Here is a 12,883-nt window from a genome sequence, read left to right as displayed (position 1 = left end):
GGGAACATCCGTGCGATGAAGCGCGCAACACAGCGTGCAACGCAATCGGCGCGGGCCGGCGACGCGCGCGCCGGGCCGGCCTTTCGAACAGTTGCTTACTTGACGTGCACCGTGATCGTCTTGCTCATCTCCGGCCCATACGAGCGATGCGCGCCGTCGCCGAATTGCAGCGTCAGCGTATGGTCGCCCGGCGGCAGCGTCAGATCGGTTTCGGTCTGGCCTTTGCCGAAGTGCAGCGACTTGTCGGTCGCGGGGACGACCTCGCCCTTCGGCAGCGGCTTGCCGTCGATCAGCAGGTGATGATGCCCGGTGCCGTCCGTCAGCGTGCCGGCAGGCGCGATCTTCATGCCGTCGAGGCCAAACACGACGTGCACCGGATTGGTGACGGTCGCGCCGTCCGCCGGTTGCACGAAGCTCACGCCCGCCGCCTGCGCCACACCTGACCCGGCGAGTAGCCCAGCCACCGCGACGCCGACCAACCATCTGTTTTTAAACATCGTTTTCTCCTTTGGAAACGAAACCCGGCGATGCGGCGCCGCCAGCGGCCTCGCCCGAGACCGATCGTCGCAATACGTGCGAGGCGAGCGCCACATCTGTCCAATCAAATAGCTTGCAGGTCACAGCGTACACGGCTTGTGTGACGAGGCCAGTCGCGCGAGCCCGGGCTCGCCGCAGAGGCGTTGGGCCGGCGCCGCATCGGTCGTCTGCGGCTGATTTGACAAATTCCGGTAATATTGCGGGTCGCCGCGCCGCCCCATAAAGGGGCAGAGCAAGCCGGCCATTGCATTGAACGAGAGAGCGTGTCGTGAGCGAAGTAATCGAAGTGACGGAATTCAAGAGCTGGGTCTGCCTGATTTGCGGTTGGATCTACAACGAGGAAGACGGTCTGCCCGAAGAAGGTATCGCACCGGGCACGCGTTTCGCCGACATTCCGGAAGACTGGCGCTGCCCGCTGTGCGACGTGGGCAAGGCGGAGTTCGCGGTGGTGGAGTTTTGACAGTGAAATGACGTTGGGGCGATGCGCGCGGTTGCGTGCGCTTCGCCAGATGCGAAGGTAGTTTGCGCGGCCCGGCAGGCGATGTCTGCGGGGCCGTTTGTTTTTGCGGGATTTGTGCGAGGCCGCGGGCGGCTGCTGGCTTGGCTCTCCTTTTGTCCGCGCCGGTTTGATATACTCTGCGCTCGCCGATCTGTCCGGCTCGGTCCTCTCCCTGTAGTTCAATGGATAGAACAAGTGCCTCCTAAGCGCTAGATACAGGTTCGATTCCTGTCAGGGGGACCAGATAGCTTCCCGGCTACTCCCAAGATCGCCCATAAAAGCCCCGTATGCCTTGCGCTGCGGGGCTTTTTGCTGCCATCATTGCCTACGGTTGCCCAATACAAACCAGATTTTTTTGGGGTATCGGTGGGGATACCCCTCGACACCCCCAAAGCGGATACCCCCAACTCCATGCCCAAGCAGATCGCACCGTTGACCGAGCTGCAAGTCCGCAAGGCCAAGCCGGCCGAGCAGCCCTATCGCCTTGCGGACGGCAAGGGTCGGCTCGGATCCGGTCTTGCCCGCCGAGCTCCAACCGGCCATTCCGTTGCTCGCGCGACCGTTTGGCACGGACGCCACAGCCGAGCGGTGCGGCGCCTAATCCGTCTCGGAGGCCGCTAGGCTTCCCCTACGAGATCGTCGTCTCCCGCAGATACCACTTTGAAAATCCGTTCAAGTTCTTCGCGGATCGAATCGAACAGTTGCACCAGTGGCAATCGGTCATCCTCGTCGGCGATGACGAACTCGACGAAGCTTGTCATCGCGTTGAGCACGAGTAGCGGAACAAGCATGTATTGATTAACGTGGGTGCTGCAATCGTGCCCACGAGGCCGGAACAGACCACTGTCGTCGTGGTCTAGATAGTGCAATAGAAGGCTAGACCAAGTCCCGTGAACGTGATGCGAACCTAGGCGCTGTCCGACGACGTAAAGCAACCTGTCTTGACCGATCTCCTCGAGCATGGCCGCGAGGCTGGGCAGTTTCCTCGCGTCAGAGATTTCAGTTTCCGTTAAGCCTGAACGGCGAATGTGCGTCCCGATGGAATCAAGCATGCGCTTCTCGATGGCAAGCACTCCGCCTCGCGATGAGACCGCTCGATCAATAGACTGCATCAGTTCCAGTTCTGACTGCAGGCCGTCAGCTATGTAGCGAGCGAAGCGCTCACCATTGCCTTGGTCTTTGCAAAGCCAAGACACCTTTACGCATGATTCGAAGATGCAGCGATCAACGATTGCAGTCGTTTCTCCAAAGCGACCTTCATGAGAAAGAGAAATATTCGACAGCATCAAGCGCGCACACCGGTTTAGTAGCCCGATCAAGATCGCATAATGAACGCTGTTGCATCGTCCGACCGCGGGGGAATCTGCCTGAATGTGTGCTATGAACGCGCATGCCGCTCCGATGAATTTGTACCACTCGAAGAGAATGGGGCAATAGTCTCCGGAGGCGTGGCACGCAGGCCAGTCCTCGTCAGTGATCGGCGGTGCCGGGGGAAACTTAATGTCCGTAGTCATAGTTGAAGACGGTGTTGGCGCACTCTAGATGTTGCTCATCGCCCGTCTGCTTTGCGACTGGCTTTCTGGTTGAAACGGGTATGCCTGAGCGTGCATTGTGTCGACAGGACACAGGGCAGGGAACGAAGCGCACTTCGTCCAAGGTGTCGTGCAAGATAGCCAATCTGCGTACTCTTTCGGCGACACGATCACGACAGGAAGATTTCGTCACTTGAGGAGGCGGATTTTTTTCATTTGTTCCGCGACAGAAAGGGTTGGGTTGAACGGCGCCTCCAGTTGTTCTCTTGAAAAGCCGTGATCGAAGTCATCGACTTCGGAGGGCCTCATCGCGACAGGCAAATTTCCAAAGAACGTACAGAGGTAGCAGGGACGCTTCCGGAACCAGAAGCGCTGTTCAACTATTCCGGTGACGACACCGGGTTGTCCTTGGCGTACCGGACCGACGTTCTGTATGGCAACGACGAGCGTGCCGACGGGAAGTAGCTTCGTCTTCATGTCTCGGCGTTCTCCTGTAAGGGAAAGGGCTACCTTGCCGAGGTCATTCTACTGCGCCCCCAGCACCTATTGGAGACATCGGGTCTTGATTTCGTCGGCGTGCTTCACCGCAAAGCCAGCACCATCATCCATAGCCTCACACCTACGGCCAGCCGATCGGCGATATAAACGCTATTGTTTCGGACATCCGAACCTTGCGGCAGCGTTCGAATGCGAGAAGTGTTTCGTAAGGCGTTAGCGATGGTAAGCACTTGCGTAGTGTGACATGCCTGCCGACCTGGCCGAGCTCGCGCGGAGTTTGACAGACTTGGGAGCGTGCCCCCTCTTAGAGAGCAACCTTCCACTTTGGCTCAACCCTTCGCCGCTCTCTCGGTTTTCCGTTCACTTGCTCCCAGGTGATCATCGGATGGCCATCAACCTTGCGCGGCGGTTTGAAACCCAGCTCGCGCTCGATCCATCGAATCTGCGCAGCACCCTGCTTCAAACCGCCAGTCAGCAAAATCAGTTCATCGTTCGTCAGAATCGTCATAGCGAAGGAATGTCGGTAAAGGATCATCCGGCCATGGAATGGCAAGGTCACGGCATTGAAATTCTGGGTGCCGCGCTGGCGGGTAAACGCTAGTCGCCGAGGGGGCCTTTTCATCCTACATTAGGTGCGCAGTGCAAAACCAATCATCAGCACGAGGTGTTTATGGCTACGGGAAAGAAAGACGCGTCACTAGCAAGCAAACAGCTGTCCAATAAGAAGAGCACGCCGGCCCAAAAGTCGGTTGCCGGATCCGATCTGTCACAAGCGAAGAAGCCGGCGGCAGCAAAGCCGAAGAAGAAATAATTCGCAAGCCTCGAGATCAACGACCCGCCAGTGGCGGGTTTTTGTTTTGGCGCCTCACATCTAAAGCAGTCTTCCATTTCGGCGATGCACACGGAGACCTTATGAGCAAGAAGCACAACCGCCGTCAACGCAAGAAGCTGCACATCGGGGAATTCCAAGAGATGGCCTTCTCCGCCTCTGCGCGCTTTCTGCCGGATACCTCGCCCGCACAGCGCGAGGTAGTGCTCGAAACATTCATCGCCTTCATCGAAGAAAACGGAATGCTGGCGGCCGTCTCGACGAGCACTGATTTCGACGCCTTTATCGTTTCGGACGCGCCACGTGGATCGACGACCGAAGGCCAACGATCCGCGGTGCATTCCTGGCTGTCTACGCAAAACTGCGTGACTGATGCGGTGGTGGGCGAGATGATCGACGCGTGGTATGCATCGCCATAACAACAGCGCCAAGGCGGCCGACCAAAGGGTTACGCGGAGTCCCCATTCGGAGTGACCTCTTCGGGGTGGTGGCTCGGGTTGGACTCATTAACCACAGCTACTCTTCCTTCCGCTTAAACTCCTCAAACTTTTCAAGAAATTTTCGCAGGTCGGATGGCTTACTCTCGGGGCTCGAAATACAGATCCGCGCGTGCACGGACGCGTTCGACTCTACGTCAGGCAGTGGGGTAGGCCTTACCAAGCAGGCATCGAGGTACGCATAGAGCGAGTCACGGTCATACACATGTGTCTTGTGACCCAGCTTGTAGCGCTTTATGATCTCGCCGCCCCGGTCAATGCGGCTGATTGCGTACCGCGGCACACTGAGGATCTCGGCCGCCTCGGTCGCGCTAACCCGCTTTCCATTTGCGATGTCTGTCACGATCAGATTCCCGTTGTTCGATGCGCCCAGGTTACTCTCCACGTTTGACAACGCGGTTGCCAACGTCGCGGTTCGCTCATGATAGGATCGGCTCACAACCGACCCGAGGAGACTGTTATGGCATTCCATGAATCGAAGGGCGATAAGACGGTCGAAGCCTGTGTTCAGCCGGCGCCCGGTGGCATGTTTAAAGGCTATGTCCGAATAACCATAAAGCGGGGGACGCAAGTCCTTCGTCAGGTTGTTGGGCGGGACGCGGGGCGGCCAGTCAAAACCGAGGCTGAAGCCATGGGACTGGCAGAGGAGGCGGCTAAGCGGGAACTGGCTCGGTAGCTATCGTCTAGCGAACACCGTGGCCCAGACAGAAAATAAGTTGCATTGCCACGGCCGAATCACGGGACACATGCTTCTAAATACCTTGCTCTTTCTGATGCTTCTTGGCCTGAAGCACCCAGGCTGCGGCACGAAGTCGATTGGTACCGCCTCGACGTGATCGAACATTGACGGTTGAGATTCTGCAACGCTCTCCGCGCGACGCAGCCTCTTCTCGAGCGTGCTGGCCGTGATCGCCATGTATTTCGCGATCGTCTGCCGATCATGGTCGAAGTGATTCAACGTTCGGAGATAGGCGACCGCCTCGGTAAATCGCTCGGCAAGACCACGCTCTTGTGCCGCGAGCTCCTCGGCACGTTCTATTGCGATCTCGGGCTCATAGACATCCGGCGCGGCCAGACGAGCGCCGACGGAATTTGGCAAAAAATCGCCGTCGTCGCCCGACTGCTCGTGATCGAGCTGCACGGCGAACCGCATCTTCCGGTTCACGAACTTGCCAAATGCTTTTCGCAGTTTTGACAGCACGGCAGTCTGTAGGCGCTCGTCCTCCGGCTCGATGGCCTCTCCGATCTCGCTGCGAACATCCTGCGCAGCGATCCAAGCTTCCGCTTTCAAATCATCGAGGGACTGTTCGCCCCGGGTGCCACGTGCAATGCGCCGAAGTTGATCGATCATCGGAGAGATAAGTCGTGCGAAAGAGCTATCGGGGCGGTCGTTTTTTTCCATCCGCGGGATGCTAAAGCGGATTGAACGTTAGAACAATAGCCCTCAAGGGGCTACTGTTTGAGAGGAATCACCCTAGGGGTGATATGTGGTCCTACCTAATTTGCTTTGCGTTGTCTGGGCAGCGGACATGGAACACCCATCAGCGCGGCCGAATAGCACTCAGTGCGGGCCTGATAGTCGTCTTGGTAGTTGCTGAAATCGTTTTCGAGGGAGTCGCACAGATTCCGGCCAAGCGACGCGAGTCTGCTCGTCAGCGAATCGGTACCTCGCCCGGCTGAATCTTGAATCGCTTCGAACGGTGCGGCCAGATCGCTGAAAGACGTGTTTGCGTAGGCAAACAAGCCCGTGGCGGTGTCCATCGCAAAGACGATCTCCTTGACGTCCAGTTGCTCGGCTACAGTTGAACGAGTGGCTTCATTGGCCATGTGCGATCTCCTCGGCAGCGTCCCGAAATTGCTCTGCATCGCAGTCAACGAGATTCGCGTAGTTGTCGGCGATAAACGCGCCTTCTTTGGCCAATGTGCCGAGATCGTCCACGCCGGCCAAGGCGGCGAAACGCTCGATCGCCTTCAGCAGCTTTTCAAGGCGCGGGAAGCCCTCGATAGCGCATGTCGCAACGTCGCGGCCGGTGTTCAGCGCGGCGCTGTGAGTGGCAATCCGCTTATCCATGGCGCACCTCGAAACGTTGCCGATGCGTCGCCATGGCCCTATCCAATACTTCTTCTCGCCAATCCATCATTCTTCTCAGCTTGTTGAGCGGCTCTCTTTCCGCCAGACACATTATCAATGTTGCAGGGCTACTCTAGGCTCCGATTAGGCGGTGTTTACGGCGTCAATTTGGCGGCACGCATCGATGTTCTGGCGCCAAATATCTGGCAACCGTAGAATCCGGCCCATGCCCCAAGACCTCGAACCCATCAAAACCTCAGTACGCATCCCGCCGGCGTTGCACGCGGAACTCGAGCGAGCGGCGGAGGCGGCTGGGCTCACTTTGAATGCCGAGATGCTGGTTAGATTGCAAAACAATCCGAGGTCGGATACGGTCGCAAGATTGCTCGGAGAAATCGAGCGGCGTGATGTGATGGCCGTTGACGGACTACGCAAGCAGCTTGATGCCGTGTGGACCGTTCTTGATCGGGCAGATGATGTTTTGCAGGAAGTCGCCTTCGCGATGACGCGCGTCAAGCAGGGAAGTGAGGCGGCTGCCTTAAAACGTGAGGTAGAGTTTGCGCGTGAGCTAATCGCAACCGCGCGCGCGCATCGATAACTTCGCACAAAGCGATTACCGGTTGCTTTATACGGTCGAGTTGTCCGGCTCGAAAAAATATGGCGACGATCTTTGAAAAAATCAAAGCTTCAGTAGGCAATCTCGAATTTGCCTGGAAGATGTTCACATGGATCATCATCCTTGGCGGCGGGACGACCGCCGGCGTACTCGCCAAAGGCTCAAGCTACGTTCACGCGCTGGGTCTGCTCTTTGTTTTTGCTAGCGCAATTCTGTGTGCGCTCGCTATTGCGCTGACCTTTTATTTCGCGCGTGGCGCGCAGCTCGCCAATGCGCAAACGGTCTTGGCGACCGCCATGGCCGCGAAATCTGACCGCATAAATCCGCTTGCGACTGATTTTGCGGATTCCGTGATCGAAATGCGCTCGTTGTATCTTCCGGGGCAGCAACTGCACAGGAACAAGCATTTTCGTAGATGCAAATTTGTCGGTCCGGGATCCGTCGCTTTGCTAGGAGGGACGTTCGAGCACAATAACTTTAATCACGCTGGCCATATCTTGCCTCTTCCAGAAAACATAGAAATCACGGGTATCACCGTTTTTCAAAATTGTACTGTTGAGAACTGTGAATTCTTCCAAGTAACTTTTCTGGTGCCGCGGAATGCAATTGAGATATTTCGGGCAATTCCGGGCGCGCGAATAGCCCAATAAGGTGTCTTGGTTTGACGAAGCTAACATCACAATCCCTACTAGCTATGACGATCTTCACCGGCCGCGACAATCCGGTCTTATGGCGCCAATGAGGTAGCCAAAGACGAGGTTCAACAACACTACGGGAAGCTTCTGAATCACGACCCTGCAGAGCCGGGCGGTCCATTTTCGCGTTTGGTGGACTCTATGGTGGACTGACGCCGCCACCCCCAATGAAAGCCCCACTGCATAAGGTTGATGGGCGGACACCGCCGACTTTCAATGGAATCGCACCCGTATTTCCTCAGGAAACGGTTTTTAGGGGTACTGGTGGGGGTATAAAAATCGGAATATCGGCCGAAACGCGCATCCATCCTTGACGTATGAATTCTGTCTGGGGGACCATCTTGGAACCCAGCATCTCCCAACGTTACCGCAAAAGCCCCGCTCTGCCTTGCGCGACGGGGCTTTTTTGCTGCCATCATCCCCCAATTGAAACCAGTGCGATTAGGGGCATTTTTGGGGCAACCGGCAAATGCCCCCATTGCCGATCCCCCAACAGATGGCAAAACCCGCCGTCCCGCTCACGGACATACAAATCCGCAAGGCCAAGCCCTCCGAGAAACCGTACAGGCTGGCCGACGGCAAAGGCCTCTACTTGGAAGTGATGCCCAACGGCTCTCGTTACTGGCGCATGAAGTACCGGTTTGATGGCAAGGAGAAGCGCGCCGCGTTCGGTGTTTCCCCGTTTCGCACAATCTGGCCCTGGTCGAAGCCCTGCGCAATGTGGCAGACCGCAAAGGTATGACGGTCGCGCAACTAGCGATTGCGTGGGTGGCAGCGCAGGGTGCGGACGTTGTGCCGCTGGTGGGCGCCCGCACGCGTGCGAGACTTGCCGAGGCTCTCGGTTCAGTTAGCCTTCCGCTCGCGGATGATGACCTCTTGGAAATAGAGCGCGTCATACCGAAAGGCGCTGCGGCGGGGGAGCGTTATGCATCGACTCTTCTCGCCGAGCTGGACAGTGAGAAGCGGCCATCGGAGCGCTAATTCACTGCGAGCGGCTGAAACTGGCCGAACCCAGGCCGGCGCCGGCCTCGCAGGATCGCTAACCGCAGCAGATATGCGAAAGGCATGGGGCGACCCTGAACAGCCCTTCGTCGTCACACCGCAGCAACAACCGTTTCCGAACTACTACGGTCTCACGCGTAATCGAGCGGTCGGACGCTATTGATCTCAGTCGGGTTCAAGGATCAACGCTAATTCGCATAGTCCGTCTGGCCGGCCGGCCGGTCAAAGTACGACGACGAACAGTTGGTACCGACCTCGGCGAGCGGCAGACTTGACCAGTGCTTCAAGATTGCAAGACAAACGTCGGCTTTTGGCGCGTAAGTGCCAGCGTTCGTCCCTGAAAATAGGAAATTCACAGTTTGTCGCGATGATCTTGCGGTCTTCAGTTAGGTTGCCGAAGCACTCGTCGTGCTGATCGAAGCGGGGATACCCTCCTCATTTGTCCCAGCAGAATTTACTTTTTGCGCATTAAACGTTCCCTAAAGTCGATCGTCCCGCTGTCGTTATGTAGGTAGGTTCGATACTGATGTTCGGCCCGCGCAGCAGGCGCCACATCGCCGCCTGCTATTGCGCGTTACGCGGTGCGGTACCTTGGGGACAACATGTTTTCGACGATAAAAGGCCGCCTGGCGCTGGCCATGGCATTCTTGAGCGCGCTTCTCGTGGCAATCGGCACTGTCGGCCTGATCGGCATGAGTCGCTCGAACTTCACGACCTACGATCTCTTCACAAACGAGATGCCGAGCGCGGTGTCAGTCGGAAACGCCGAGATGTTCATGGCACGCGAACGCCTGAGTTTCGATCGCGCCGCGATGAACGCCGGCACGCCCGCCGCGGAAGAGGCAATCGGCCGCGGTGCGCTGATGCGCAAGATCTCGGACGAGGCCTGGGCGACGTATGCGGCATTGCCGCAAGGCCCGGGCGAAAAGCAACTGGCTGATACCTTCAATCGCCAGCGGCTCGCACTACAAAAGCTGCTGGACGAGAGCTACGCTGAGGTACGCTCCAACGACCACGACAGAATCATTGCTGCTGCGAATGCCATGCAGGTCGCGTTCAATCAGTTTGCCAAGTCGGGCGTCGAGTTGCGCAAATTCCAGTTCGAGGCTGCCAAAACGGCGTACGACGAGGGTCAGGCGACTTTCAACCAATTCCGCGCGCTCGGCATTTCGGCCGTTTTGCTGGGGTTGGCCGCAGCGGGCTACTCGTGGTTCTCATTGCGTCGGAAGATCGCACGTCCGCTCGATACCGCGCTGGCCCAATTTGATGCGATTGCCTCGGGCGACCTTCGCCGCGACGTCATCGTGACTTCGAACGATGAAATGGGTCAGTTGCTTCGCGGCCTCTCGAAGATGCAGACAAGCCTCGTCAATACGGTGCGCACGGTACGCTCAGGCAGCGAATCAATCGCCTCGGCCACGAGGCAGATCGCGGCGGGCAATATCGAGCTGTCGTCGCGCACGGAAGAGCAGGCGTCCGCGCTGCAGCAAACGTCGTCAAGCATGGATGAACTGACCGGCACCGTGAAGCAGAATGCTGACAACGCGCGCCAGGCCAGCTCGCTTGCCGCGAATGCGTCGGAAATCGCGGACAAGGGTAGCCGCGTCGTTTCGCAGGTAGTTGAAACGATGGGCGAGATCAATCAGAGCTCAGCAAAAATTGCAGACATCATCACGATCATCGAAGGCATTGCGTTCCAGACGAACATTCTCGCGCTGAACGCGGCCGTGGAAGCGGCGCGCGCCGGCGAGGAAGGGCGCGGCTTTGCGGTCGTTGCGGGCGAAGTGCGCTCGCTCGCCCAGCGCTCGTCGGCGGCCGCGAAAGAAATCAAGCAGCTCATCGACAATTCGGTCGAACGCGTTCAGTCGGGTACCTCGCTAGTCGATGAGGCGGGCCGCACGATGACTGAAATTATCGGCGCAGTGCAGCGCGTGACCGACATCATGGGCGAGATCGCGGCAGCATCCGCAGAGCAGAGCAGCGGTATCGAACAGGTGGCGCGCGCGGTGACGCAGATGGACGAAGTCACACAGCAGAACGCGGCGCTCGTGGAGGAAGCAGCAGCAGCGGCGCAATCGCTTGAACATCAGGCCGGTGCGTTAAGTACGGCTGTCGCGACCTTCCGCCTTCGCGATGAAGCGCCGCTCGGCATCTCCCCGGTGGTGAAGCCGAGGACGGAAGCGCCTGCACTGGCTGCGCGCCGTGGGGCGCCAAAAATGTCCCAGGCGCGTGTCGAGTACACGGCCGACGGACCGCAGCGGGCGGCGGTACACGCCGAATGGGAAACGTTCTGAACTGAGCACGGCATCGCCGGGCGCCCACCCGCGCGCTTGCTGAACAGTGAAGTCGATACTCGCTTTGTGGACGCGCGGGCGGGCACTCCGCGAGGCCGAGATGAGGTTGGCCGGGCACCCGCCGGCGAACATAGTCGAGTCAATAGCGGCTATTGGCCTGCTGACCACGTAGGCGCTACACCCCCTGAAAAATTGAACGGAATGCACGTCCCCGATCTGAAACCGAAGCACACAGCCATCCTGGTTGCAACTGAAGCCGTCGCCGACGCGGAACTGGTCTCCAACCTGATCCACTTGGCTGGGTAATGCGACTGCTTCGCCGGTCATTTCCTTGGCGATGGAGCGAAGGTCAGGATCAGGCAATCAGCACTCCACAGTCAGCACCGGCTGATTTATCAACAGAGCAGGACAAAAATGCGCTCGCCAGGTCTTACCGACGGTCGATCGGTATCGGACAACGAAGCGGTCACGCCCGAATACGTCTATCTCGGCCGCCAGCCGATTCTCGATCGCAACGGAACATTGACTGCGTTCGAATTGCTCTTCCGCGCGCAGGCCGGCAATTTCGCGCAGATCACGGATGATGCAACCGCCACGGCCCAGGTCATCGCGCGACTCGTCGGCGATGTCGGTCTCAGTACTGCGCTGGGCGATCGCGCCGGCTACGTGAACGTCGAGCGGTCGGTGTTGATGTCCGACATTGTCCGGTTGTTGCCGCCAGAGCGTTTCGTGTTGGAGATCCTCGAAACTGTCACGTTCGACGATGCACTGTTCAGGCGCTGCCAGGAACTGCGGCGCGTTGGTTTCCGCCTTGCGCTGGACGATGTTTCGCAACCATCCCCTCGGCTGGTCGAATTTCTGCCATGCGTCGATATCGTCAAGATCGACTTCCTCGATTGCTCGCGCAAACACCTTGCTGAACTCGTCGGCGTCGTCAGGCAGCATGGGAAATTATTGCTTGCGGAAAAGGTTGAAACACCGGAAGACCATGACGCCGCCATGCGCGCCGGCTTCGAACTGTTTCAGGGCTACTACTTTGCGAAGCCGCAGACGCTGACATCGCAGCGTATCAGGCCATCGCGTGAAGCACTGTTGCGCCTGCTGGTGCTGTTGAGCGAGGAACCGGAGATTGCCGAGCTCGAAGCCGAACTCAAGCTGAATCCGCACCTCGTGATGCAGTTGTTGCGCTTACTCAATTCGAGTGCATTCGGGCTTGACCACACGATTTCCTCACTGCGCGCGGCGATCATGGTAGTCGGCACGCGACAGATCACGCGCTGGGCGCAGTTGTTGCTCTTCGCAGATGAGAGTCTGTTGGCACTGCGCTGGGATCCCCTCGTGCAACTGTGCGGCACGCGCGCGCGTTTCATGGAACTTGTCGCCGGCCGGCTGCGTCCCGGTGACGAGCGATTTGCCGATACGGCGTTCATCACGGGCGTCTTCTCGCTGGTCCATGTCCTGTTCGGCGGTGCGCTTGAAGACGTTGTGCCGACGCTGCCGATTCACGCCAGTATTCGGCGGGCCCTGCTCGAAAAGGGCGGCCAGTTAGGTCTGTTGCTGAACGCTGCCGAGGCAGCCGAATCTGGCGAACTCAACGCGATCCGCGCGGCGTGTGATGCGCTGCCTGTCATTACCGCATGCGACCTGACCGCGCTCGGGCTCGCTGCGGCCGCCTGGCATGACGACCATGTGCGTGACGTCCACAGTCCCTGAACAGCCGTACTTAACGCACGCCGGGTCGACATAGGGTTTGTACCAATAAAATATCGAGAAGGGACGCCGTAATACCGCCCTGCATGCAACGACGCATTGG

The 12,883-nt window shown here is 58.3% G+C and carries 16 protein-coding genes, 1 tRNA gene and 1 pseudogene; 11 read left to right on the top strand and 7 right to left on the bottom strand.

Going from position 1 to position 12,883, the window contains the following annotated elements; translation table 11 throughout:
• Positions 1 to 95 precede the first annotated feature (95 nt).
• Positions 96 to 497, bottom strand: a complete 402-nt coding sequence (locus HDG39_RS25195; protein ID WP_184009559.1) for a DUF4399 domain-containing protein — start codon at positions 495 to 497, stop codon at positions 96 to 98.
• Positions 498 to 805: 308 nt separating this feature from the next.
• On the opposite strand from HDG39_RS25195, the gene HDG39_RS25190 reads away from it, so the two are divergent.
• Positions 806 to 997, top strand: coding sequence for a rubredoxin (locus tag HDG39_RS25190; protein WP_184009557.1), 192 nt, complete (start codon positions 806 to 808; stop codon positions 995 to 997).
• A gap of 207 nt (positions 998 to 1,204) precedes the next feature.
• Positions 1,205 to 1,279: transfer RNA gene (locus HDG39_RS25185), tRNA-Arg, on the top strand.
• 374 nt (positions 1,280 to 1,653) lie between these two features.
• On the opposite strand, the gene HDG39_RS25180 is transcribed toward HDG39_RS25185, so the two are convergent.
• Positions 1,654 to 2,550 carry a DUF5677 domain-containing protein gene (locus HDG39_RS25180; protein ID WP_260328251.1) on the bottom strand — a complete coding sequence of 299 codons (897 nt, stop codon included), beginning with the start codon at positions 2,548 to 2,550 and terminating at the stop codon, positions 1,654 to 1,656.
• Positions 2,551 to 2,757: 207 nt separating this feature from the next.
• Positions 2,758 to 3,045 carry a hypothetical protein gene (locus tag HDG39_RS25175; protein ID WP_184009553.1) on the bottom strand — a complete coding sequence of 96 codons (288 nt, stop codon included), beginning with the start codon at positions 3,043 to 3,045 and terminating at the stop codon, positions 2,758 to 2,760.
• Positions 3,046 to 3,451: 406 nt separating this feature from the next.
• Here HDG39_RS25175 and HDG39_RS35230 point away from each other — a divergent pair, with 406 nt between their 5' ends.
• The 3 genes from HDG39_RS35230 to HDG39_RS25160 all read left to right on the top strand — a co-directional run bounded on the left by HDG39_RS35230 (position 3,452) and on the right by HDG39_RS25160 (position 4,314).
• On the top strand, positions 3,452 to 3,667 hold the full coding sequence (locus HDG39_RS35230; RefSeq protein WP_260328250.1) for a hypothetical protein: 216 nt from the start codon (positions 3,452 to 3,454) through the stop codon (positions 3,665 to 3,667).
• A gap of 69 nt (positions 3,668 to 3,736) precedes the next feature.
• On the top strand, positions 3,737 to 3,877 hold the full coding sequence (locus HDG39_RS25165) for a hypothetical protein (protein ID WP_184009549.1): 141 nt from the start codon (positions 3,737 to 3,739) through the stop codon (positions 3,875 to 3,877).
• Positions 3,878 to 3,978: 101 nt separating this feature from the next.
• Complete coding sequence (locus HDG39_RS25160; RefSeq protein ID WP_184009541.1) at positions 3,979 to 4,314, top strand: YggL 50S ribosome-binding family protein; 336 nt, start codon at positions 3,979 to 3,981, stop codon at positions 4,312 to 4,314.
• Between the two features lie 97 nt (positions 4,315 to 4,411).
• Here HDG39_RS25160 and HDG39_RS25155 read toward each other — a convergent pair whose 3' ends face one another.
• The 4 genes from HDG39_RS25155 to HDG39_RS25140 all read right to left on the bottom strand — a co-directional run bounded on the left by HDG39_RS25155 (position 4,412) and on the right by HDG39_RS25140 (position 6,463).
• A complete protein-coding gene (locus HDG39_RS25155; protein ID WP_184009539.1) occupies positions 4,412 to 4,735 on the bottom strand; it encodes a hypothetical protein in 324 nt (107 codons plus the stop codon).
• Between the two features lie 333 nt (positions 4,736 to 5,068).
• Positions 5,069 to 5,743, bottom strand: coding sequence for a helix-turn-helix domain-containing protein (locus tag HDG39_RS25150; protein ID WP_184009537.1), 675 nt, complete (start codon positions 5,741 to 5,743; stop codon positions 5,069 to 5,071).
• A 146-nt stretch (positions 5,744 to 5,889) separates the two neighbouring features.
• A complete protein-coding gene (locus HDG39_RS25145) occupies positions 5,890 to 6,219 on the bottom strand; it encodes a hypothetical protein (protein WP_184009535.1) in 330 nt (109 codons plus the stop codon).
• Positions 6,209 to 6,463, bottom strand: coding sequence for a hypothetical protein (locus tag HDG39_RS25140; protein ID WP_184009533.1), 255 nt, complete (start codon positions 6,461 to 6,463; stop codon positions 6,209 to 6,211). The genes HDG39_RS25145 and HDG39_RS25140 overlap by 11 nt, the downstream gene beginning before the upstream one ends.
• A gap of 226 nt (positions 6,464 to 6,689) precedes the next feature.
• Here HDG39_RS25140 and HDG39_RS25135 point away from each other — a divergent pair, with 226 nt between their 5' ends.
• From HDG39_RS25135 to HDG39_RS25110, 6 genes and pseudogenes are all read left to right on the top strand, one after another.
• The gene (locus HDG39_RS25135; RefSeq protein ID WP_184009531.1) at positions 6,690 to 7,061 is read left to right on the top strand and encodes a toxin-antitoxin system HicB family antitoxin; all 372 of its coding nucleotides are present in this window, start codon (positions 6,690 to 6,692) and stop codon (positions 7,059 to 7,061) included.
• Positions 7,062 to 7,120: 59 nt separating this feature from the next.
• Positions 7,121 to 7,729, top strand: a complete 609-nt coding sequence (locus HDG39_RS25130; protein ID WP_184009529.1) for a hypothetical protein — start codon at positions 7,121 to 7,123, stop codon at positions 7,727 to 7,729.
• Between the two features lie 541 nt (positions 7,730 to 8,270).
• Positions 8,271 to 8,456, top strand: a pseudogene (locus HDG39_RS25125) (Arm DNA-binding domain-containing protein); the annotation flags it as partial.
• A 56-nt stretch (positions 8,457 to 8,512) separates the two neighbouring features.
• Entirely contained in the window at positions 8,513 to 8,755 is a 243-nt protein-coding gene (locus tag HDG39_RS25120; RefSeq protein WP_260328249.1) for an aldo/keto reductase, read from the top strand.
• Positions 8,756 to 9,378: 623 nt separating this feature from the next.
• Complete coding sequence (locus tag HDG39_RS25115; protein WP_184009525.1) at positions 9,379 to 11,070, top strand: methyl-accepting chemotaxis protein; 1,692 nt, start codon at positions 9,379 to 9,381, stop codon at positions 11,068 to 11,070.
• Between the two features lie 414 nt (positions 11,071 to 11,484).
• A complete protein-coding gene (locus HDG39_RS25110) occupies positions 11,485 to 12,783 on the top strand; it encodes an EAL and HDOD domain-containing protein (protein WP_184009523.1) in 1,299 nt (432 codons plus the stop codon).
• Positions 12,784 to 12,883 lie beyond the last annotated feature (100 nt).

The sequence above is a fragment of the Paraburkholderia lebeckiae genome (genome assembly GCF_014201005.1).
Taxonomy (GTDB): Bacteria; Pseudomonadota; Gammaproteobacteria; order Burkholderiales; family Burkholderiaceae; genus Paraburkholderia; species Paraburkholderia tuberum.
Note: the sequence above shows the minus strand (reverse complement) of the source record. Positions and strands in the feature narration are given on the sequence as shown.

What these genes read in the sequence shown, in the direction of transcription:
- HDG39_RS25195 (WP_184009559.1), bottom strand. Translation starts at nt 497, where the DNA reads ATGTTTAAAAACAGATGGTTGGTCGGCGTCGCGGTGGCTGGGCTACTC.
- HDG39_RS25180 (WP_260328251.1), bottom strand. Translation starts at nt 2,550, where the DNA reads ATGACTACGGACATTAAGTTTCCCCCGGCACCGCCGATCACTGACGAG.
- HDG39_RS25175 (WP_184009553.1), bottom strand. Translation starts at nt 3,045, where the DNA reads ATGAAGACGAAGCTACTTCCCGTCGGCACGCTCGTCGTTGCCATACAG.
- HDG39_RS35230 (WP_260328250.1), top strand. Translation starts at nt 3,452, where the DNA reads ATGGCCATCAACCTTGCGCGGCGGTTTGAAACCCAGCTCGCGCTCGAT.
- HDG39_RS25165 (WP_184009549.1), top strand. Translation starts at nt 3,737, where the DNA reads ATGGCTACGGGAAAGAAAGACGCGTCACTAGCAAGCAAACAGCTGTCC.
- HDG39_RS25160 (WP_184009541.1), top strand. Translation starts at nt 3,979, where the DNA reads ATGAGCAAGAAGCACAACCGCCGTCAACGCAAGAAGCTGCACATCGGG.
- HDG39_RS25150 (WP_184009537.1), bottom strand. Translation starts at nt 5,743, where the DNA reads ATGATCGATCAACTTCGGCGCATTGCACGTGGCACCCGGGGCGAACAG.
- HDG39_RS25145 (WP_184009535.1), bottom strand. Translation starts at nt 6,219, where the DNA reads ATGGCCAATGAAGCCACTCGTTCAACTGTAGCCGAGCAACTGGACGTC.
- HDG39_RS25140 (WP_184009533.1), bottom strand. Translation starts at nt 6,463, where the DNA reads ATGGATAAGCGGATTGCCACTCACAGCGCCGCGCTGAACACCGGCCGC.
- HDG39_RS25135 (WP_184009531.1), top strand. Translation starts at nt 6,690, where the DNA reads ATGCCCCAAGACCTCGAACCCATCAAAACCTCAGTACGCATCCCGCCG.
- HDG39_RS25130 (WP_184009529.1), top strand. Translation starts at nt 7,121, where the DNA reads ATGGCGACGATCTTTGAAAAAATCAAAGCTTCAGTAGGCAATCTCGAA.
- HDG39_RS25120 (WP_260328249.1), top strand. Translation starts at nt 8,513, where the DNA reads ATGACGGTCGCGCAACTAGCGATTGCGTGGGTGGCAGCGCAGGGTGCG.
- HDG39_RS25115 (WP_184009525.1), top strand. Translation starts at nt 9,379, where the DNA reads ATGTTTTCGACGATAAAAGGCCGCCTGGCGCTGGCCATGGCATTCTTG.
- HDG39_RS25110 (WP_184009523.1), top strand. Translation starts at nt 11,485, where the DNA reads ATGCGCTCGCCAGGTCTTACCGACGGTCGATCGGTATCGGACAACGAA.